General features: G+C 45.9%; 13 protein-coding genes and 2 pseudogenes. 4 read left to right on the plus strand and 11 right to left on the minus strand.

Features of this window, described 5'->3' with window-relative positions; translation table 11 throughout:
* Positions 1–291 precede the first annotated feature (291 nt).
* Together QUA20_RS20190 and QUA20_RS20195 are read left to right on the plus strand one after the other, a co-directional pair.
* A pseudogene (locus QUA20_RS20190) lies at positions 292–1,361 on the plus strand (IS630 family transposase).
* A gap of 493 nt (positions 1,362–1,854) precedes the next feature.
* Positions 1,855–2,982 carry a glycosyltransferase family 4 protein gene (locus QUA20_RS20195; protein WP_333190840.1) on the plus strand — a complete coding sequence of 376 codons (1,128 nt, stop codon included), beginning with the start codon at positions 1,855–1,857 and terminating at the stop codon, positions 2,980–2,982.
* A 153-nt stretch (positions 2,983–3,135) separates the two neighbouring features.
* Here the strand turns inward: QUA20_RS20195 and QUA20_RS20200 are convergent, their stop codons facing one another.
* The 4 genes from QUA20_RS20200 to infB form a co-directional block, all read right to left on the minus strand.
* Complete coding sequence (locus QUA20_RS20200) at positions 3,136–4,317, minus strand: glycosyltransferase (RefSeq protein WP_333190841.1); 1,182 nt, start codon at positions 4,315–4,317, stop codon at positions 3,136–3,138.
* 410 nt (positions 4,318–4,727) lie between these two features.
* A complete protein-coding gene (locus QUA20_RS20205) occupies positions 4,728–4,952 on the minus strand; it encodes a hypothetical protein (RefSeq protein ID WP_333190842.1) in 225 nt (74 codons plus the stop codon).
* Between the two features lie 241 nt (positions 4,953–5,193).
* Positions 5,194–5,934, minus strand: coding sequence for a low-complexity tail membrane protein (locus QUA20_RS20210; RefSeq protein ID WP_333190843.1), 741 nt, complete (start codon positions 5,932–5,934; stop codon positions 5,194–5,196).
* 412 nt (positions 5,935–6,346) lie between these two features.
* Complete coding sequence (gene infB, locus QUA20_RS20215; protein ID WP_333190844.1) at positions 6,347–9,526, minus strand: translation initiation factor IF-2; 3,180 nt, start codon at positions 9,524–9,526, stop codon at positions 6,347–6,349.
* 54 nt (positions 9,527–9,580) lie between these two features.
* Between infB and QUA20_RS20220 the strand changes: the two genes are divergently transcribed.
* The gene (locus tag QUA20_RS20220; RefSeq protein WP_172191973.1) at positions 9,581–9,868 is read left to right on the plus strand and encodes a hypothetical protein; all 288 of its coding nucleotides are present in this window, start codon (positions 9,581–9,583) and stop codon (positions 9,866–9,868) included.
* Between the two features lie 77 nt (positions 9,869–9,945).
* On the opposite strand, the gene QUA20_RS20225 is transcribed toward QUA20_RS20220, so the two are convergent.
* The 6 genes from QUA20_RS20225 to QUA20_RS20250 form a co-directional block, all read right to left on the minus strand.
* Positions 9,946–10,224 carry a YlxR family protein gene (locus QUA20_RS20225; protein ID WP_172191971.1) on the minus strand — a complete coding sequence of 93 codons (279 nt, stop codon included), beginning with the start codon at positions 10,222–10,224 and terminating at the stop codon, positions 9,946–9,948.
* A 279-nt stretch (positions 10,225–10,503) separates the two neighbouring features.
* Complete coding sequence (gene nusA, locus QUA20_RS20230) at positions 10,504–11,790, minus strand: transcription termination factor NusA (protein ID WP_333190845.1); 1,287 nt, start codon at positions 11,788–11,790, stop codon at positions 10,504–10,506.
* A gap of 270 nt (positions 11,791–12,060) precedes the next feature.
* Positions 12,061–12,528 (minus strand): ribosome maturation factor RimP, encoded by a 468-nt coding sequence (gene rimP, locus QUA20_RS20235; RefSeq protein WP_333161177.1) that lies wholly within the window; start codon positions 12,526–12,528, stop codon positions 12,061–12,063.
* Positions 12,529–12,950: 422 nt separating this feature from the next.
* Positions 12,951–13,163: a hypothetical protein gene (locus tag QUA20_RS20240; RefSeq protein ID WP_333190846.1), complete on the minus strand. Its 213-nt coding sequence runs from the start codon at positions 13,161–13,163 to the stop codon at positions 12,951–12,953.
* Positions 13,164–13,234: 71 nt separating this feature from the next.
* Positions 13,235–14,626: a response regulator gene (locus QUA20_RS20245; RefSeq protein WP_333190847.1), complete on the minus strand. Its 1,392-nt coding sequence runs from the start codon at positions 14,624–14,626 to the stop codon at positions 13,235–13,237.
* Positions 14,623–17,448, minus strand: coding sequence for an ATP-binding protein (locus QUA20_RS20250; RefSeq protein ID WP_333190848.1), 2,826 nt, complete (start codon positions 17,446–17,448; stop codon positions 14,623–14,625). Before QUA20_RS20250 ends, QUA20_RS20245 begins: the two co-directional genes overlap by 4 nt.
* Before the next feature lie 830 nt (positions 17,449–18,278).
* On the opposite strand from QUA20_RS20250, the pseudogene QUA20_RS20255 reads away from it, so the two are divergent.
* A pseudogene (locus QUA20_RS20255) lies at positions 18,279–18,468 on the plus strand (transposase); the annotation flags it as partial.
* A gap of 13 nt (positions 18,469–18,481) precedes the next feature.
* On the opposite strand, the gene QUA20_RS20260 reads toward QUA20_RS20255, so the two are convergent.
* Complete coding sequence (locus tag QUA20_RS20260) at positions 18,482–19,933, minus strand: hypothetical protein (protein ID WP_333190849.1); 1,452 nt, start codon at positions 19,931–19,933, stop codon at positions 18,482–18,484.
* Positions 19,934–20,410 lie beyond the last annotated feature (477 nt).

Consider the following 20,410-nt stretch of genomic DNA (forward strand, 5'->3'; position numbering starts at 1 on the left):
TTGCCGATTTCGGCAAAATTAACAGATGCAGATGTGGAAGATGTCATTGCTGCTGTTAAAAAATGTTTGGCGATCGGTCAAACTAAGAATCTGGTTTTGGCAACAGCAGCCTAAAGTCCTGAAATAGTTTGCCATACAAACATCCTAGCTGTTTTTTCAGAAAAGCAGCTAGGATGTTTTTTTTCGATGTTTTTTTCTTCACAACGCCTTTGACAAGTTAATTATCAGCACCTCATACCATTTTTTTAAAGATGTGATAGACTTCTGTAAAAAGTAAAGGAAAGAATTACAATGTCTGGTCGTCCTCATATAAAGATTACCGAATCTGTAGAAAATTTACGAGAAATCCTCAAACAGCAAAAAAGAATACTAGCTTATAACAAAGTTCAAATGCTTTATTTATTTCAGTCAAAACAAGTAGAAACTGTGCGGGAAGTATCGGCACTTTTAGGTAAAAGTGAGGCAACAATTCATCGCTGGCTCTCTCAATATAAAGAGGGCGGTATGGAAAATCTGTTGAAAAATAGGCAGGTTTTTGGCCGCCCAAAAAAGTTTTCAGTTGAAATAGCAGCGACCTTGCAACAAGAGTTGAGAGACCCCGAAGGATTTCGGAGTTACCAAGAAGTTCATCTCTGGCTCTGGTTGATTAAAGGAATAGCCAGTAGTTACCCGGCTGTATATTCTTTAGTGAGAGGTGAATTAAAAAGTAAATTAAAAATTCCAAGACCTCGCAGTGTTTCTCATAAATCTACGGCAATTAATGAATTTAAAAATAACTTGCATCAACAGATAAAAGCTTTACTAGACAAAGCTTTACCTCAAGTAAAAAAATATAAAAAAGTCACTTTTTGGTGTAGTGATGAAACTCGTCTAGGGCTGCATACAATTCGTCGGCGCAAGCTGACGCTTTCAGGCGTAAAGCCAATCGGAAAGCATCAATGGAAGTTTGAGTGTTTTTGGCTGTATGGGGCAGTATCGAGCGCTACAGGAAAAAGTTTTTTTGGGAGTTTTCGCATTTAGACAAAGTTTGTTTTGAAGCATATTTACAACTTTTGTCAAGACAATATCCTGCTGAATTACACATCATTCAAGTTGATAACGCACCCGCTCATAATTTAGGCTCATCTGAATTACCAGACAATGTTATTTTACTATTTCAGCCTCCGGCTTGTCCTGAAGTAAATCCCACAGAAAGAGTGTGGGAATATCTCAAAGATTCTTTAGCTTGGTCGGTGTTTAGTAATCTTGACGAACTCCGCACAAAAGTCCAGGAAATTTTGGCATCTTTCACCGCTCGCGTCATTGGTTTTCTCACCGGATGGTCTTGGATTTTACATTCTTTATCTCTATCACATCTTTAAAAAAATGGTATCACTTTAATTAAACGTAAAATCCAATAGCTTTTAGACTCCCGACAACTAGGCGCGAAGTTGGGGTTCAGGGTATTCTGTTTTTTTAAGTGGTCTTACTTAGCAAATCCGGGCTTAAAACCCGGTCTGTTATCTTAGTCCGTAAGAACCAGGACGAAAGTATGTGTAGGAGCAATTTCAATCGCCAAGTTATCTAAAAAGCTTGAAAAGCCCTATTTAGTAGGAGGACGCTAAACATATTGGAAAAATTTTCAGTGCGTTGTGGATGCTGCTGTTTCATTCTTTACAGTAAAAATACATAATTTTGGGTTCAGGGCCTTGTCAGTGAATTTACTGAAATGTTATCTTGTCACCATACAATCACTGTCAGACGGCAGAATCTACTTTTAAATCAAACGAGACTGGTCTCTAAACCGAGCCTCATTTTTCTATCTTCGTGTTTAGAAAAAAGTAGAAAAACTCTAGTTAACTCAAGATGAATCCCATGTTAAAACTAAGTGCTTTATCCCCAATACATTGCAATGACCGAGCCATCAGCCACGTATTTTTTTCAGTGTGCAAAGAATGGCAACACCCTGAGCTGAAAGCTCGCATGGTTGTCCCGAGTTGCGATCGCTCCTGCCGCGGCTCCAATATAGTTGAAGCAATTCCGTCATTTCTGAAAAAACTGTATTACCGCAGCCCCAGTCTTCCCAAAATTAAGACAGAGAAGCGTTTTCTCAAAGATCTCAAAGATTTTGATGCTGCCTACTTGTGGCCCGGTCTCTCCTTAGATACTGTAAAGAGCGTCAACAAGCAGAGCAAGCCGATTTTCTGGGAGCGAGTTAATACTTGTCAAAGGCAAGCTAAGAGTATCCTTGACGATGCTTACTCTCGCTTGGAATTGCAACCTCAACACGCAATTACCCCAGAAACAATTAAGAACGAAGAGCAAAAACTCAAGCTAGTTGACTTTCTGTTTTGTCCCAGTCCGGCAGTAGTAAAATCGTTTCAAGAAGCCGGAGTTCCTGAAGAAAAACTGCTGTTAACCACTGAAGGTTGGTCGCCCGAAAATTTCCCTAATTATAACTCCCACAAACCGCCGTCAGAGGAAATTAACATCCTGTTTCTCGGTTTTGCCTGCGTCCGCAAAGGGACTCACCTGCTCTTGCAAGCTTGGGAGCGAGCAGGGATTAAGGGAAAACTGACAATTTTTGGCAGACTCGAACCGGCGATCGCTCAAACTTGCAGCCATTTGCTGGAACGTCCTGATGTAGTTCATTTTGATTATGCCTTGGACTACAGTTCTGCCTATCGCCAAGCTGACTTTTTTGCCTTTCCCAGTCTGGAGGAAGGTAGCGCACTCGTTATCTATGAAGCAATGGGTCATGGTTTGCCGATTCTCGCTTCACCGATGGGAGGAGGCGGTGTTGTGCGTGATGGCATTGACGGCATAATTCTCGATCCCTACGATACAGACGCCTGGGTGGAGGGACTGCGAAAACTATCTAATTCTCCTGATTTGCGGGCTAAGATGGGAGCCGCCGCCCGCCAGCGAGCTTTGGAGTTGACTTGGCCACAAGTTGCTGCTAGGCGCGGAAAGCAGATTCGGGAAAAAATGCAGGCAAAATAAATACTAAAAAGGAGAGGACTGACGAAGAGTCTTTATTGCCTAAAATCTTTAAGAAACGACTCTTCGTCCTCACTACTTGCCTGATGGTGGTTATATGACAGGACTACATATAAGTCCTACTCAAGTTTAATTAGAGCGACCTAATTATTAACTTTACCTTGAGTTGTAGCCTCCAGAAGCCAGCCGTTTGTCAAATAACCACTGTTTGCTTTCAGGGGAATCATCCAGCCAGCGATCGATCAATTCTGCCCATTTGACAGGTAGGCGCAACTCATACCAGGTTGAGTGAGAAGCGACAGAAAGATTGTGGTAAAGCGCTGAATCCGAAATTACTTTTTCGATAGATTCGGCTAAAGCCAGAGAGTTCCCCGCCTCAAAAATCATGGAATTAACGCCGTTCTTCAAATAGATTTTAAACATCGGGTGATCCGAAGCTACTATCGGTGTTTGAGTGCGTAAAGCGTGCTGAATAGTCAGTGGAAAACCTTCGGGATATTCGTGCCTGCTAGTAACCAAAACGAGATCGCATTCTCTCATTAAGGGTTCTATAGTCTGAGCTGGTATTACTCCCAGAAATTCTACAGAATCTTTAATTTGCAACTGTTCGACTCGCTCGATAAAAAACTCTTCTTCGCCTGTACCTGCCAATTTTAAGTTAACTGATATATTCCGTTCTTTTAGCTTGGCTACGGCTTCTAAGATATCACCAACTCCCTTGCTTTGTATTAACAAGCCCGCGTAAAAGAGTTTCAAAGAGTTGAGGGTCGGTGGGAGTTCTTTCGGCGACAAAGAGCCGGGATTGGTCTCTATCAGGAAGTCCCAAGGAATTATTTTATCTGGTTTCACTCCAATTTGTTTGAACAATAAAGATGAAGTAAGGCAGTAAGTCCCTACCCATTCTATTTGCTTGTTATTCAACAACTTGGCTAGGAAATAGTTGCGGATTTTATTTCGCCAACTTGTGGTCGCAATAGATTCTGCAAATACAGCGATGGTTCTAATTTTGTTTTTAATTGCCCACTTGAAAACATCTGTAAGAGTCGTCCGCATCACTAAATGAGTCGGTTTTTGCTCGGCAATTAACTGGATCAATTTTGGGTAATTAATTTTGTGATTAAATCCGCAAGCGATCGCCCGCACGCCGTTTTCTAGAACCCGATCGTTAAATTCTGGTGTCATGCAGCAAATAACAGTTACGGACTCCGCTCGTTTTGCCATCTCGGTAACGGCATCAACAGAATATTTTTGAGCGTAGTATGTTTCGTTTCCACCTTTGGCTAAACGCTGAAAGGCTTCTGCGTAATCGCCGGCATACTGAACTATGACTAAGCGCATTTTCCTCAACTCTGGTTGTACAGTATTTAATAGGACTTACGGTGCAAAAGATGTGTAAACACGGTGATTGGGACGGTTTGATGTACCGCCACGACCGCACTATTAATTTTATTTTGCTTCAGCCTTATTATAAAGAGTTTCGGCAACGGTCACGTCAATAGATAGCGGCTGCAGTCGCTTTGTATTGGGGGTTTTAGGCTAATTTTTTCTTGATTTTTCTGATAGTGTGCTGCAAGTAAAATGCGGGAATTAATCCAGACTTAGTAAGCAGAAATACTCTCCCCTGCAATTTGATGTCCGAAGTTGGGCTCTTTGCTCACTTTGGGTACTCACTTAGCATATTGGAGGGGATGCCAGCAAAATTTGCCTGTAAAATTCACAAACCTTGACAATATTTGGTTTTAAGGAATTCAGTAAGCCAAAGTTTCTAAAGTTTCCCGCAGATAGGAACGAACCTGCTGATCGATGGTGGCATTTTGCTGCTGACGCTCAAAATTGAGTTCTAGCTGCCAGCGTTGAAATCCCGAACTTGCGCCGATCGCTTCTTTGAGACTGCCCCAGATTTCAGAATCTTCGCACAGCTCGATCGGCTCTCCGGCTTGAGGCTGTTGTGAGAGCGGTAGATAATTCGCCATATTGTTATACCTCTGTTTTAATCCCCTGTAAGGATTGAAAGCTTACCTTGACACTCTCTATTATAGATTCTTCTCTCCAAATAACCAATATAAAATATCCACAGCCTGCGATTAAAAATTAAATATTAAGACTATTAATAATCTCAATCATAAGAGGGGAATTACCTGTTTTTTTAAAAGCATACATCTGTCCAAAGTAAAGTAGCTTAAACTACAAGTGTGTCTATCTTAATTTTTTATTTCACTTTTTTTCGATCGACTCTTCCGGTAGAGATGTAACGCCGTTGATATCAGCAGGTTTCGGGTTGACAATACTGCCGCCTGACGAATTCCCTATGCCGGATGCTTGCCCCATTGGCTCTGCAGGTGCAGCCACAGCGGCAGTTGTCTCGGCTGCGAAAGCCGGCAAAAGTCGATCGACTTGCCAAGGCGCGATCGTAAAATCCTGCCGAATTTTTTCTAAAACATGAGGCTTTGTCGCTGCAAATTCTGATTCCGGCGTCAGCAAAACCCCGATGACACTAGCAGACACCTGCAAAAACAAATTGCTAGCGAAAAAAGCAGAAGCTGCCAACAACAATCCAGCCCACCGCGAGGAAGGAGGAAAGGGAGCCACCGAAGCCGCGAGGGGAGCGAAGCGGTAGAGCTGCCACAAAATTACTGCCAGCAAAACAGCAACAAAAATAGCGATTCCTTTATTTAACTTAGTTTTAAACCGAGTCAGAATCCGCTGCTGCAAAGAAGTTAAATTCTGCGGTTTCACCGCCACCACTAAAATACTAAAAATGTAAAAAGGGCGGAACCACTGCATCAACAGCACAGGAACAATACCTGCTACAGCCACTAAAAACATTTCTAACCACACAGGGAGCAGGGGAGAACCCACTGCGAGTCCCAGCAAGCACAGTCCCAGGAAAATCGGCAGTGTAGCCGCCCCAGAAACATGAATCCACAAAAAAGGATCTGACCAAAAAGAACGCACTTTAAATAGTTATGAGTTATGAGTTATGAGTTATGAGTTTTAACAGTCTGAGACGCACTCTTGACCCAGAAATCCGGTGCGAAGAGTACATATCTAGCGGTCAAACCGAGCTTTTTGGGAAGAATATCGGTTGCTTTGCGTAAGTCTTATTTAAGTTTTAAATTTTGAATTTTCAGCAACAGGTAAGAGGATTAGGACGTTTTTAATTGCTGACATCTCTGCTTGTATTGCTTCTTCCTTCTCTCCCAGATAACTAAAACATTTTTCCTTCTTGCTTCTGCTATAAGTTGAAAACAAAAGTTGCGAGTGATGAGTTTGGGAGTATTGAGTGAAGAGAATAGTGGCGAGCGATCGGCAATTTAGTTGCTTTCGCTCAAAACTTCTCTTCCAACCCAACACTCACAACTCAAAACTATTGAGAAAGAGTCCGGCGCTTAGTAACCATCCGGTAGGCTTCAATAAGATCGCCCTCCGCCCAGTCGCTAAACCCGCTCAAGGAAATGCCGCATTCAAAGCCCGCATTTACTTCCTTGGCATCTTCCTTCATCCGTTTTAGGGAGTCGAGGACACCTTCGTAAACGACATTGTTGCCCCGACGCACCCGAACCTTACAGTTACGGATGACTTTGCCAGAGAGTACCATACATCCAGCCACAGCCCCGCGACCGATCGCGAAGACAGCGCGCACTTCGACTTGACCCAAAGGTTCTTCCACCAATTCGGGTTCCAGCAGGCCTTCCATCGCCCCTTGAATGTCATCCAAGAGGTTGTAGATGATGCTGTATTCCCGCACGTCTACGCCTGCTTGGTCGGCGGCGAGGCGAGCGTCGGTGGCGAGAGTAGTATTGAACCCGATAATTACAGCGTTGCTGGCTGCTGCGAGGTCAATATCCGTTTCTGTAATTTCCCCAGGAGCAGATAGCAGCAGTCGGAGTTGAACTTCTTTTTGAGGAAGTTGAGTCAGAGCGCCGACAATTGCTTCGAGGGAGCCTTGGACATCTGCCTTCAAGATCAAGTTGAGTTCCTTGAGAACGCCTTCCTTAGCTTGTTGAGAGAAGCCGCTGAGGCTGATCCGGCCGCCTTGCAGCAGGCGGGAATCTCTTTGGGATGTAGCTCTTCCAGAGGCGATCGCAGCAGCTTCTTTTTCGTTTGCGAAGACATCAAACTCGTCTCCGGCGCGAGGAACTTCCCGCAGCCCCAGCACTTCCACCGCGAAGGATGGAGTTGCTTGCTCTACGCGCTCGCCCCGGTCATCGATCATTGCCCGCACCTTGCCCAAAGCCGAACCTGCGACCACAATATCGCCCACTCGCAGAGTGCCGTTCTGCACCAGCAGAGTTGCCACAGGCCCCCTTGCCTTGTCGAGGTGAGCTTCAATCACAGTACCCTTAGCCGGTCGGTGCGGGTTGGCGTTGAGGTCTTCCATTTCCGCCACTGTCAGAATCATTTCCAACAGCGTATCCAGGTTTTCGCCTCGGATCGCGCTGACTGGAACCATCGTGATATCGCCGCCCCAGTCATCTGCCACCAAACCGTACTCAGTAAGCTCTTGCTTCACCCGTTCCGGCTGAGCACCCTCCTTGTCAACTTTATTGATAGCCACGACAATTGGCACTTTCGCCGCTTTCGCGTGGCTGATCGCTTCAATTGTCTGGGGTCGCACGCCGTCGTCGGCCGCCACCACCAAGATGGCGATGTCCGTAACCCGTGTTCCCCGAGCCCGCATCGCTGTAAAGGCTTCGTGACCGGGCGTATCCAAAAATACCACCTGCTGGCTCTTGCCTTCGTGTTCCACATCTACGTGGTAAGCACCGATGTGCTGGGTAATTCCCCCAGCTTCTCCCTGAGCCACCTTGGTTTTGCGGATCGAGTCGAGCAACGTAGTTTTGCCGTGATCCACGTGACCCATAATCGTTACTACTGGGGGACGGCGTTCGAGGTATTCCAAATCCGCTGCGTCCAGCATCTCGATCACTTTGATAGCTGGGGCTACTTTTTCTGGGGTTTCCACCTCTACGCCCATTTCTTCGGCTACCATCCTCACCGCTGGAATGTCCAGGGTTTCGGTAATATTTACCGCAATTCCTTTAGAGAAAAGCCGCTTAATAATTTCGGTTTCGGGAACAGCCAGAGTAACTGCTAGTTCTTGAACGGTCATCGGCCTGCTCAGCAGCAGCTTTTCTGGACGTTCTACCTTAGCTTCCGCTGTTTTGCCCCGGTTGCCGCGTCCCCCGCTGGAGCCTGAAGAAGAACTTTTATCGTGAGAAGGGCCTGGTCTCTTATTTTTTCCGCTGCTTCCAGGTGCGCCCGGAGTTGGTGTTGACTTGGGTGCTGCTTGTCCCTTCGCTTTAGCTGGGCGGGCTAGGGACAGGCTGACAGTGACTGGTGCTGGCAGATCCAAGCCGTTTTCTAAGTCATCATCATCCTCGTCTATGGGTTTGAGGCGAGAACGTTTTGCCTTAACAGCCTTAGCAGCTTTAGCAGCATCTGAGTTTTCGTCATCATCTTCTTCCCAAATGACCGATGTCTTTTTGGCAGGACGAGGGAGGGAGGGCCTTTCGAGGAGAGGAATCTCCAGCAACGGCGTATTATCTTCTTCATTGTCATCAGTGTCATCCCCTATGGCTGCGGTGCCACCGCCCCGGCTACGCAGCCCGGTAGCTGACGTTGCGGGGGCAAGACTCCGGCGCGGGCCACCGGGCTGGGGTCGATCGGCCAGTTGAGTTTTTACTGGGCCACCAACGCCTTCGCGGCGAGGTCTTTGCGCGTCGCGAGATTCGGTAGCAGTTCCCGGTGCAGGTCTGCTAGGGCGGCTCGGTTTAGCCGGCGCTTCCAGAGTTTCTGACTGTTCTGATTGCTCTTGCTCGGTTTTTGCAAGTTTGAGTACCGGCTTGTTTCCCAGATTTTGTGGGGTACGGCTAGCCGACTCGGACGCTGCTCTAACTGGCGGCGACGTGAGTTTGGCCGACGGCCCGGGGGGAGCGAGCGGCGGTTGCTTGGTGCGTTCGGGAGCCTTTTCCAATGAAGGTTGAGGTGTCAGAGGTGCCTGAGCCTGCGCGGTTGTTTCCGCGATCGCACCTACTGTTTCCGACACTGTTTCCGACACTGTTTCTGACGGAGCCGCCGACACAGCGACATTTGGCTTCGACAGTACAGGTCGATTGATATTCGGTTTAGCTGGAGACTGGAGTTGTTGAGCTGCGGGCGACTTGGGAGGAGTTGCCACGGTGGCCCCAGGCTGGGTTTTTTGCTCCTCGTTGCCCGCAGGCTGGGAGTTTGCACCAGCCGGCCGTACTTTTGGACTGCGTATTTCTAAAATTTGCTGCTTTTTTTGTTGGTCGTTAGGGTGAGGGCCAGATTCTCTAGATGGCGCTGCTGCTCTTTCGGGGGGAGCTGGCTTGCCGGGGGAAGAGTGGCTGCTGGCTACGTATTTTTCCGCCGTTTTGCGAATGCGCTCTGCTTCGGATTCTGTAATTGTGCTGCTGTGGCTCTTGACTGAAATATTGAGCCGTTCGCAAACTGCCAAGATGTCTTTATTATCCAAATTTAGTTCCCGTGATAATTCGTAAATTCTTACTTTGCCGTTGTTCATCCACTCTGCCCTCTTTTGTGCCAACCAGTTTTTACATTGTGATTTTTTGTTCTAATGACGACATCATTCGCTGTGATTGATTCAGTGTCAGGAATCGGGGTTTTGGTACTCGCTCAGCAATTTTATCTAAAAAGATGCAACTCGCTGAAGTCTGCGGTTGAAGAATTCTCAAGTCTGTTTGGGAACTTGGAACTCCGAAGTCTGAGTTTTGGCAAAACCCACTCTCTCAAGCTTCAAAGTTTGCCTTTCCACCTTGAGGATACCTCTGGTAGTACCCTACCCTTATCTAATCTGACACAAATCTTTCCAGACTGGTGGGCAGATCGGATTGGGGTTTTATAGCTGGCGCTACCGGTAATTACTGGTAGGGCTGCCAAGAGGGTTTATACAGTCGATACCGAACTATTGTCGGTTTTTCGTCAGGCCCGGTCAGAGTAAGATGTACAGTCAGATGTGGCTAAACGCTGCCAAAGTGTTTGGTACAGTTCGTCAGACACAGGCGCTTTGAGCGATCGCCCAAGTCGATTTTTTTTCTGAGCTGCTTTGAGGCATTCGCCTTCCCGACAAAGGTAAGCAGATCGGCCCATGCCACGATCTAATTGTACCTGATGAGAAGGATAGAGCCTGACTACTCGCCAAAAAGCTTCCTTAGGAGCTATTTTTCGACAACTTGCACAGCACCGGTAGTTCGATTTCATTTCTTGTGAGAGGGGGAGTAGGGGGAGAGGGGGGAGTAGGGGACAAGTCCTCCTTGTCTCCCGAAGAGAGAAAATCTTATGACAAGGAGTCAGAAGACAGAATTCAGAATTCAAAATACGCCATGCCCCATGTCAGGGGTAACGGTCACGGAAAAATTTTTTGCGATCCCCGATTAAAATCGCGGGATTTCAACCTCGATTCTCCATCCTGTCGCACAGAACCCATTCTGGATTCTGCCTCCTGAATTCTGAATTCTTCTTCGGTAAATGTCACAGTTTTTAGACGGCGGCTTCGGTTTCCTCCGTGGCGACTGCCTCCTCTTCCTCAAATTCTGCGGTTTCCTCGTCGTCGTAGTCGCCTGCTTCGTCTGCGTCGTAGTCGCCTGCTAGTTCTTCGAGCCTAGTTGCTTCTGCTGCCAATTTGCTGTCTTCGGCGGCGCGATCGTACTTAGCAATATCTTTGATATCGATTTTCCAACCGGTGAGGCGAGCTGCGAGGCGGACGTTCTGACCTTCTTTGCCAATGGCAAGACTCAGTTGGTCTTCAGCGACCAAAATGTGAGCTCTCCTGCCTTCAGGAGCAACTAAACGCACTTCATCTACTCTAGCGGGACTCAGAGCGTTGGCAATATAAGTTGCTGGGTCTGGAGACCAGCGGATCACGTCTATTTTTTCGCCGCGCAATTCGTTGACTACTACCTGAATCCGCGATCCCCGCGCTCCGATGCAGGCTCCTACGGGATCTACGTCGCGATCGAGAGTATCAACTGCTATTTTAGTCCGGGGGCCGACGTGCCTGGAGGGCGGATTTGCCTCCCTGGCTACGGCGACAATCCTCACCACCCCGTCTTCTATTTCTGGTACTTCGTTAGCAAACAGGTAAACCACCAAACCTGCGTCCGCTCTAGAAACAAGTAACTGCGGCCCTCTAGTAGAGCCTTCGCCTACTTTTTTGAGATAAACCTTGAATGTAGCGTTGGCCCGGTAATTGTCGTTGGGCAACTGTTCCCGCTTAGGGAGTTCGGCATCTACTTCTGGCTGACCGAAGCTGCTGGTGACTGCTAAAATTACCGACTGCCTCTCAAACCTGAGCACTCTTGCTTGAAGAACGGTTTCTTCTAAATCTTTAAACTCTTCTTGAATCATTTTGCGCTGTTGGTCGCGCAGTTTTTGAGCTAGAACTTGTTTCGTCTGGATGGCGGCCATGCGACCAAATTCTTTTTGATTTGGTGTTACATCTACGAGCACGATGCTGCCTGGTTGAGCTTCCGTGGCTACTTCTTGCACTTCCGTAAGTGAGATTTCGTGATCGGGATTGATGACTTCTTCGACAATAGTTTTGTTGGCTAAAACGCGGAAACCTTCTTGTTCTGCGTCGAGTTCTACATCAAAATTGTCGAAGTATTCTTCGCTGAAGTGATCGAGTTTTTGGGTGCGGCGGTAGCGTTCGTATCCTTTGAGCAGGGCTTCTCGCAAGGCTGCTTGGACGGCGTGTTTGGGTAAATTGCGTTCTTTGCTAATACCTTCGACCATTTCTTTTAGTCCGGGCAGGGGAACCATTGACATATAAAACGCTCCTTTTTTGCTGTGGTAATAAGTAACTGGTAATCGGTAATTTGTACTTGAAAAGTTTCAAGGAAAAGTGATGACAGAGGAGTGATGAGTTACTGGATTGGATTAGGGTAACTCGGTGCTGTAACAATTTATTTGTTGTCCCTATTCAACCTGCAGCTACAGATAGGATTGTTAAAAATTAACTCGCAGCCAAGCGTTTTCAGCTTGCTGCGAGGCAATCTCAAAACTCAAAACTCAAAACTCAAAACTCAAAATTTCCCTTTACCTCTCCTTTCCTTCGTCTAGTTCAACTTTGACAATCTGAGGGCGGGGAATTTTAACCTGTCGCCCTTTTTGATTGAGATAAACCGCTGTTTCATCCCGGGACAGGAGCAGTCCTTTCCACTCTTTGATTCGCGAGTCCGGTTCGGTGGCTTTGACTGTCACGGGGAAACCTTTAAAGGTAATGAATTCTCGATCGCTGCTGAGCAATCGGGATATTCCGGGACTGGAAATCTCTAGCACATAGGCATCGGGTATGATGTCGGCTGCCTCTAACTCGGCATCGAGGGCTGTGCTCATGCGCTCGCAGTCGCCTAAACCGGTGTCTTGTTGGAGGTTGCGGATGTCTACCCGCAAGACGGGAGGATTTTGGTTGGTGTGAAACACTGCTCCCACTACTTCCAATCCCAGTGTTTCCGCAACGGGGGTAGCTAAGTCAATGATTTGTGGGATTAGGGGATGAGTCATATCGAATACTTAAGTTAAAACTCCTGAACTCGGACACGGCAAGGAAAAATTTGGTGTTGAGATTGCTTGGCTTTGAGGTGGTTTGATTAGGTGGCTGCGACTTTCGTCTTCAACTTTGGGACTTACCTAACATCCCAGCAGGGATCTCAAGCGGGGGGATTACCCCTACTAAATCAGTCCTCAACTTGCAAGTCAGACGCCCTGAGCTCTTTTCCTGCGACTAATGCAACAAAAAAAGTGGGCTTGACCCACTCCTAGGTAAAACAATTTCTTCCAAGAAGTTTGAGGACTTCTTTCGATCGAAGGGAGGCCTCTGTTCTAAGTTTAGCTCGATCGCCCGCCCGGTGACAAACCTGATCGCCCTCGGGGGAGCGTCCGAGGGGAGAGGGGAAGAGCTGACAGAGGGAATGAGGACGACTTCATCACCGTTTTGGAGTGGGGTGGGGCGAGGGCAAATTCCTTGTTGATAGCGAAGCGGGTGGGTCGCCTCTAGAACTGTTGGCGGCACTCAGGCGTTCTAGGACTTGCGATACGGAGGTTTCTTTGGGAAATTCTAATTTCAGTTGGGACAAGCCCTCTGCTTCTTGATAGGCGGCAAAGAGTTTGACAGTGATGGTGATTGGTAGATTAGACATGGGCGATCGTATTATTAACGGTATTTTAACTAAACAGCAAAACTAAGATTAACCCTAAAAAATCCCCATTACTAATGCTGAATAGGAAGCTCAATTACAAACTCTACCCCCCATTCAGGCGAGGAAATGCAGGTCAGCTTACCACCATGTTTTCCTTCTACGATCTCACGGCTAATCGACAAACCTAAACCTGTGCCTTTACCCACTGATTTAGTAGTAAACATCGGCGTGAATAAATGCTGCATTACTTCCTGAGTTATACCAACCCCATTATCAGCAATCCGAATCACCACTCTGTCATCCTGAAGCATTTCAGTGCAGATCCGAATCTGTGGACTGTCATTGCTCTGTTTCTTTTCCCCGCACAGCGGACAACTGATCGTAGACTCTTCTAAAGCATCAATTCCATTCGCCAATATATTCATAAACACCTGATTAAGTTGCCCCGGATAACACTCGACTAGCGGCAATTTTCCATACTCTTTAATCACTGCAATTCCTGGGAAACTTCCTTTAGATTTCAGTCGATGCGCTAAAATTAATAAGGTACTATCTAGCCCTTCGTGAATATTCACTGGCGTTAGTGCCGATGTATCCAACCGAGAGAAATTACGCAGTGACATAGAAAGATTGTAAAGTCGCTCTGTTCCTAGCTCCATTGAATCAATAATTTTTGGCAAATCTTCAACAATAAATTCTAACTCAATGTCCTGGGACTTATCCTCAAATTCTGATGTCGAAGTAACGTTGTGCTGGCACAGCCGAGTCATCCCGATCAAATCGGCAATATATTCCTTGGCAATAGGGATATTATTGGAGATAAAACTAACTGGATTGTTAATTTCGTGAGCCACCCCAGCTACAAGTTGACCAAGGCAAGCCATCTTTTCACTTTGAACGATTTGCACTTGAGCTTTTTTAAGATTATCCAAAGCTTGAGAAAGTTCAGCCGTTCGTTCTTCCACTCGTTTTTCTAACTCCTGCGCGAGCTGATGTAACGCTGCTTCTGCTGCGAGCCTGTCTTCTATTTCCCGTTTGAGAAGCAGATTTTTATCGGCAAGAATTTTAGTAAGAGAACGCAGCTTTAAATGGAGGTTGACGCGAGCTAACACCTCCTGTTGTTCAAAGGGCTTAGTAATGTAATCCACCGCCCCTAAATTAAAGCCTTTGACTTTATCTCCTATGTCAGAAAGAGCAGTCATAAAAATCACCGGAATTTCGTTTGTCAGCGGACTTGCCTTCAGCCGATGACAGGTTTCAAACCCATCAATTCCTGGCATCATCACATCTAACAGAATCAAATCTGGCTGACTGTATTCAGCCTGTTCGATGGCAGTTTCGCCATCAATTGCTACCAATATTTCCCATCCTGAACCAGCTAAAGCTTCAGAAAGCACGTCCAGATTGCTAGGGTTGTCATCGACGATTAAGATGGTGCTTGTTTCCATATTTGCTGCCTTCATTCTTTTTCTATCCTGTGGGATGTAATAAACTCTTTGATTTTTTTGACCTGATAGCCTTGGGCTAACTGGCGCAGCTCAACAGCAAAGGACACAAATTTCTGATCCAATTTCTCTAGGTGCTCACTGCGCTTCACAATTCCTTTCACGTTGCCTCTCATCGCCAGTTCAAATAAAAGTTCCATTTCTCCTGGCGGGGGAGCCATGAAAGAGGTCGATTCAGAAAGTGATGTAGGAGCCGAGGAAAGGGGATTTGTGCTGATTTTTTCCTTTTTTAGTTCGTCATATATCCATTCTATTTCCAAATATTTTTGCAACATCTCAAATAGCTCTTCTGCCTGCACGGGCTTACCGAGAAAATCGTTGGCTCCACGCTCCAAACTTTTATGTTGATCTGTAGCAAATACACTGGCAGATGAAGCAATGATTGCCGCTTCTTTATAGTCTGGCAAATTTCGGATACGGCGCATCATCTCAAAGCCATCTAACACTGGCATCACCAAGTCAGTGATAATCAGATCGAACTTAAACTCTTCTACTTTTTCTAAACCCTCTTGACCGTTCTTAGCTTCGGTTACTTCAAATCCGAGGGGATCCAGCAGATTGACAATGACGGAGAGGTTTTCCCATTTGTCATCCACAACCAAAACTTTCTGCTTTCTACCTTGGTAGCCCACGAGTTTTCGTTGCTTGACAATAGTGGTTGTATTTGCCCAGTCTGCCGCTGCCCGTAAATCCAAATCTAGCCAAAAAACACTGCCTGCTCCTGACTGACTTTTTACTTGAATGGTACTACCCATCATTTCAACAATTTTTTGGCTAATTGTTAAACCGAGGCCGGTTCCTTCCGCCTGACGCTTGCTGTCTCCTACCTGTTCAAAAGGCAAAAATATTTTTTTTAATTGTTCTGGTGTCATACCAACGCCAGTATCTTCAATTTGAAACCGAATTTTGTGAATTGGTGAGGCTGGCTTTTGCTCATTGCTTTTTACCTTTTCGCCTGTCCCATTTTCCAGATGTTCTATCTTAAAAGTCACCCCTCCAGCGTTGGTAAACTTAATTGCATTGCTCAGTAAGTTAATGAGTACCTGTCGCAACCGTTTTTCGTCAGCGTGGATACCAGGAGGCATTTCAGAACTTGGTTGATAAACAAAAGCAATTCCTTTTTGTTCGGCTCGGATGCGGCAAATTTCTGCGACTCCCTGCAAAAAGGAAGGAAAATGGAAATCTTTCGCGTACAGTTCCAATTTCTGAGCTTCAATTTTAGCGAGGTCTAAGATGTCATTGATCAGGGTTAGCAGGTGGGAGCCACACTGGTGAATAATACTGATGCCTTGGAGTTCCTTCGGGCCCATCGTTTTCGAGCGTTCTAAAATTTGAGCGTATCCTAAAATGCCATTGAGTGGCGTTCTCAATTCGTGACTCATATTCGCTAAAAATTCACTTTTAGCTTGGTTGGCAGTATCAGCAATTTGTTTGGCTTCCGTGAGTTCGGCGGTGCGTTCTTCTACTCGAATTTCTAGCTCGGAATTGGTTTTGGCTAGCGCCTCAAAGGATTCGCGCAACTGTTGTGCCATCAGGTTGAAAGACTGACCCAAAACTTCTAGTTCTTCTACGCCTTTTACCTGCACATTTTTCTCTAAGTCGCCACTGGCGATCGCCCTAGAAGCTGCGCTCAAACGGAGAATCGGGCTCGTAATCCAGCGTGCGGTTAAGATTCCCAAAACGGTAGCCAGCGCCAAGGCTCCCAAACACAACAAAATGGTAGTCTGGGTATTGGCGTTAATTTGATCCATGAAATCGCTTTCAGGAACTACGACCACGATCAGCCAATCCAATCCTCGGCTATCCTGAAAGGGCATAACTTGGAGGAATTGTCGGTGACCGGCGATCGTAAAATCCAATTGCTGAGATCTGCTAATTTTACTGAGGTCGCCAAAGCGTTCTTTTAAATGCGCTGTTGTCAGCCGAATTAAATCATCTGTGCTATCTAAAGCATTCAGGCGATCGAGTTTGCCATTGTTGGTGATAAATGCTTCTTTGAGAGTTGAACTGCCTACTAGGAGTCCAGAACGTTCCATAATGAATGTCTGTCCCGATCGACCGATTCTTAAGCTTTGCAGAAAGTCACTGAGGAAAGAGATCAAAAAATTAGCAACGAATACTCCGCGCAGTTCGCCACTTTCGTCATACACTGGATGTCCGGCAGGAAGCGAGAGCGTTTTCTGACCTGTAAGCGGAAAAATTTTGCTCCATGTGGGGCGGCCTAAGCGTACACTGTCTTTATACCAAGAACGGTTGAGTATATTGTTGCTAGGAGAATTTTTTAAGAGCTTTGTCTGATTGCCTTTGCTGTCCGATTCATAAATATGAAATTCAGTACGACTATCCTTATCTACTCTTTTAAAAAATATTTGGCCATTCTTTTGGCGTTCAATAGCAATGAACTCTCCCGTTTTAGTAGCAAAACCCATCTGGGGCAGAGAAGGAAAGGCTTGAATTTGCTCCCACAAATAGCGCTCCATACTCTCCAATTCGTCTGGATTTAAGTACCCTAGGCGAAGGGCATTGGCATTCAGTTGATTGACGCGAGGGGCTGTGTCTAGGTAAGTGTTGAGCTGCTGCTGGATGCGGGCCGTAATTTCACTCCGCAACAGGCTGGCAACTTCGTTGACTGCTTTTTGTCCGTTGCGTAAGGATAGCCAGCCTGTCAGCCCGACAACAGCAAAGATTTGCACGACGAATGGCAATACTAAAATCAGGCGAAGTGACAGCTTTTTTTGAGAACGGTTTGACAGGAAAGTGGTTGGAGAGGTCTGTGACATTGATTGCTGTTACTCCTAGGGTAACGAGTTGGCTGAAAAATCTCTGTGGATTTAGTGAAATGAGGCTGAGGAAATATATATTGAAAAGCAATTTATAATAGTTATTGAAAAATTTTAGACAGTAACTTGCTTTAACAAGCATGGCTACTTACGTGTTTTCTATAATATAGTTATAATTATAGCTGACTAAAGATGCTGACGCGCCTGATTTTTTTTCTAGCATTTGTAAAAAATTTTGGCTTTTAGGAAAGCAGTTAGCAATCCTATTTAATAGATTACTGGGCTTAGAGCTATTTGTAGTAGTTTTTAACTTTACTTTACAGATGGGCTGCCAAAAGTGTAATTTCATCAAACTTACATATAATATATTGATATAATATACGTCTAAAAAAAATGATCCCTCTGGCTAAAAACATGGCACACCAGGCCGCTGAGAACCCTAACGGCCGTCTAACTAACTACTGCGCTGAAGATTTGATGCACAACCCTGCAGATGACTCTCGTAGACAATGCCGATCGCACGTGAACCTTTACAATTCCAGCAAGTTTTATTTGCAGGAGTTACAGCAGGGTAATTGCTAATTGCTAATTGGGGAGGAAAAAAATAAGTAAAGCGGTGCAGCAGAGGGGATTATGACACAGGATAGGAGTTAGGGCTATTCTTGTAATTCTGGGAAACTATCTAAGCTTAATAGTGAATTTGGTTGGTATTATAGGTGAACACATGGCGGGCAATGATTTTAAGGTTCTTCAAATCCTAAAGGCTAGGGTTTGTCATCAGTTGATGTAAAGGAAGGTCAAGTAGAGATACAGCCGACTAGAAGGAGTCGATCGCCAGGACAAGCCGCCGTTTTGCCCTACGGGACGAACAGTGGGAAAGGATCAAAGATTTGTTGGGACGTGAAGGTTATTTGTGTGCGACAGCCTGCCTACAATCGGTTGTTCGTGGAAGCGGTGTTGTACCGCTACGGATCGGGCATTCTGTGGGGAGACTTGCCCGAACAGTTTGGGGACTTCCGAGTTATGACACGCCCTAACGCGGGGCTATTCGTTGCAGTTCTTTGGCTTGTTCTAAAATTTTCTCGAAGTCTTCTTCGCTCAATCGCTGAATGTAGTTGATTTTGAACTCTTCTAGGAAGTCGCACAGCAGCAGTTGTATTTCTTGCCAGGTGTGCTGCTGTTGCAGTTCGGTTCCTAAAGCTTGCCCGAAATGTTGGACTAGCTGGCTTGAGAGTTTGATGCTTACGGGGTCTTCGCTGGCGATTTTGAAGGCTTCGTAGGCATCTTGGGGGCCGAGAGTGACTAATTTTGAGAGTTCTGCAACTAATTGCTGTGCTAGCTGTTCGGGCAGGTTTCCCAAGCCGGGTACTTGCTTCCATCCTTGATAGAGGGGGGATTGTTTGAGGAAGCTTTCAATATTGTACCGGAGGAGGGCTTCTAGGTCTGGCTGGAGTTGAGGGAGGACTTTGTAGACCGTTATTTGCACTAGATGGGTGGCGATCGCTTCTATTTCATTGATATTGTTGATGTCGAGATAGCGATGTTTTGGGGATTTAAAGAGTTGACGAGCTAGTTCGCCTGTGGTAATTGATTGTTGCATCTGGTTGATGAGTTGAATTACTACTACTTCTGTCAATTCTTGGGCGAAGTTGGCGACGAAACCTCGGCTGATTTGGGTGCGTATGGGTTGGAGATCCGGCATTTTGGCTTGGTGAATGCGAATTGTGACGGGTAATACTCGCAACAGGCGCCAGAATGGGAGGAGCAGGAAGATGTCGTACCATCGCCAGAGCATGGCTGCTCGCCAAGTGACGCTGCGGTGGCGGCGGCTGATCGAGTAGGTACGGGCTAGAAATTCGATCGCGAATATGGCAATAAATGGCAGGTCGATTTGCCAGAAGTTATCGGTAAATTCGCCGTTTTCTCCAATCTCGCGGTAATAGTTGGTGGCGATTAATGGCTTAATTTTGGTGTCAAACCAGTTGATTTCTTTTTGCCAGCCTTGTTTGTTTAAATAGTCAGGGCTCCAGAATGTTTGGAATGATTGTTTAGCCGAGTCTTGCGGATTCGGGGCGCGATCGCGCATCCGGTCTTTTATTTTTTCTAGGGTGCCGCTTTTTGATGCTACTCGAAAGGGATCTTCGTCGATCATTTTCGCGCTCAGATTGTTTATTTCCTGCAATTTAGCTGCTACTTGGGGGGAGGGCAAGCCTGTTTGCACTACTTGAATTTTTAATTCTTCTAAGGTTTCTAGATATTGCTGGGTGTCTCGGTGGGGTTTAATTCCTTTAAATGGGTCGTATACTTGAGTGAGAGCTGGCAGTTGCCGGAAGTAGAAATCTCGCCCGGGTACGTAACTTAAGTCAAATATTACTAGGCTTAAATTTCCTAGGGCGACCAGTGCCATGAACCGCTCGAACCAGGGTACTTTTGGTGATTTTTTGTGGGAGTTTGGAGTTGGAGAGGGCTGTAGTTTTGGTGTCACTGGCGGTTCCTAATTAAGTAGACAGATCGAAATAGATGTAACTGGTAATAGCTGAAAAAAGGAAACAGGGAAACCTGGCTAATTGTCTGGTTCCGCTCGGATTGCGATCGAGGAAGCTAGTATTTATTTTAACGTGCGTTTGTTGGGGAATTTTGAATTGTTGATTTTGCCTGTTTAGGTAAAAAAATATACTGGTAAAATATTAAAGTCGATCGAACTTGACGGAAGCTGTGGCTCCCGTTAGTCTGCTTCTCTCTGGCAATAAAATTATATCTCAGGCGGAATCCTAAGTTTTTTTTCGGCGTTGCAGAGCTAACTGGGCTGGTAATAAATTACTATTTCTGTTTAATCTGCTGGCTATTTGACCGCTAAATCAAATGTATTGCACGGATCGAAGTCTAAGGTTAGATTTGGGCTTCGAGTTTGAGGTCAAACCCTCAAGAGAGTTATACTTGCTCAGGGGCAGTCGGGCGAGAA

Origin of the sequence: Microcoleus sp. Pol7_A1, from assembly GCF_036701085.1 — a bacterium.
Classification (GTDB): Bacteria; Cyanobacteriota; Cyanobacteriia; order Cyanobacteriales; family Microcoleaceae; genus Microcoleus; species Microcoleus asticus.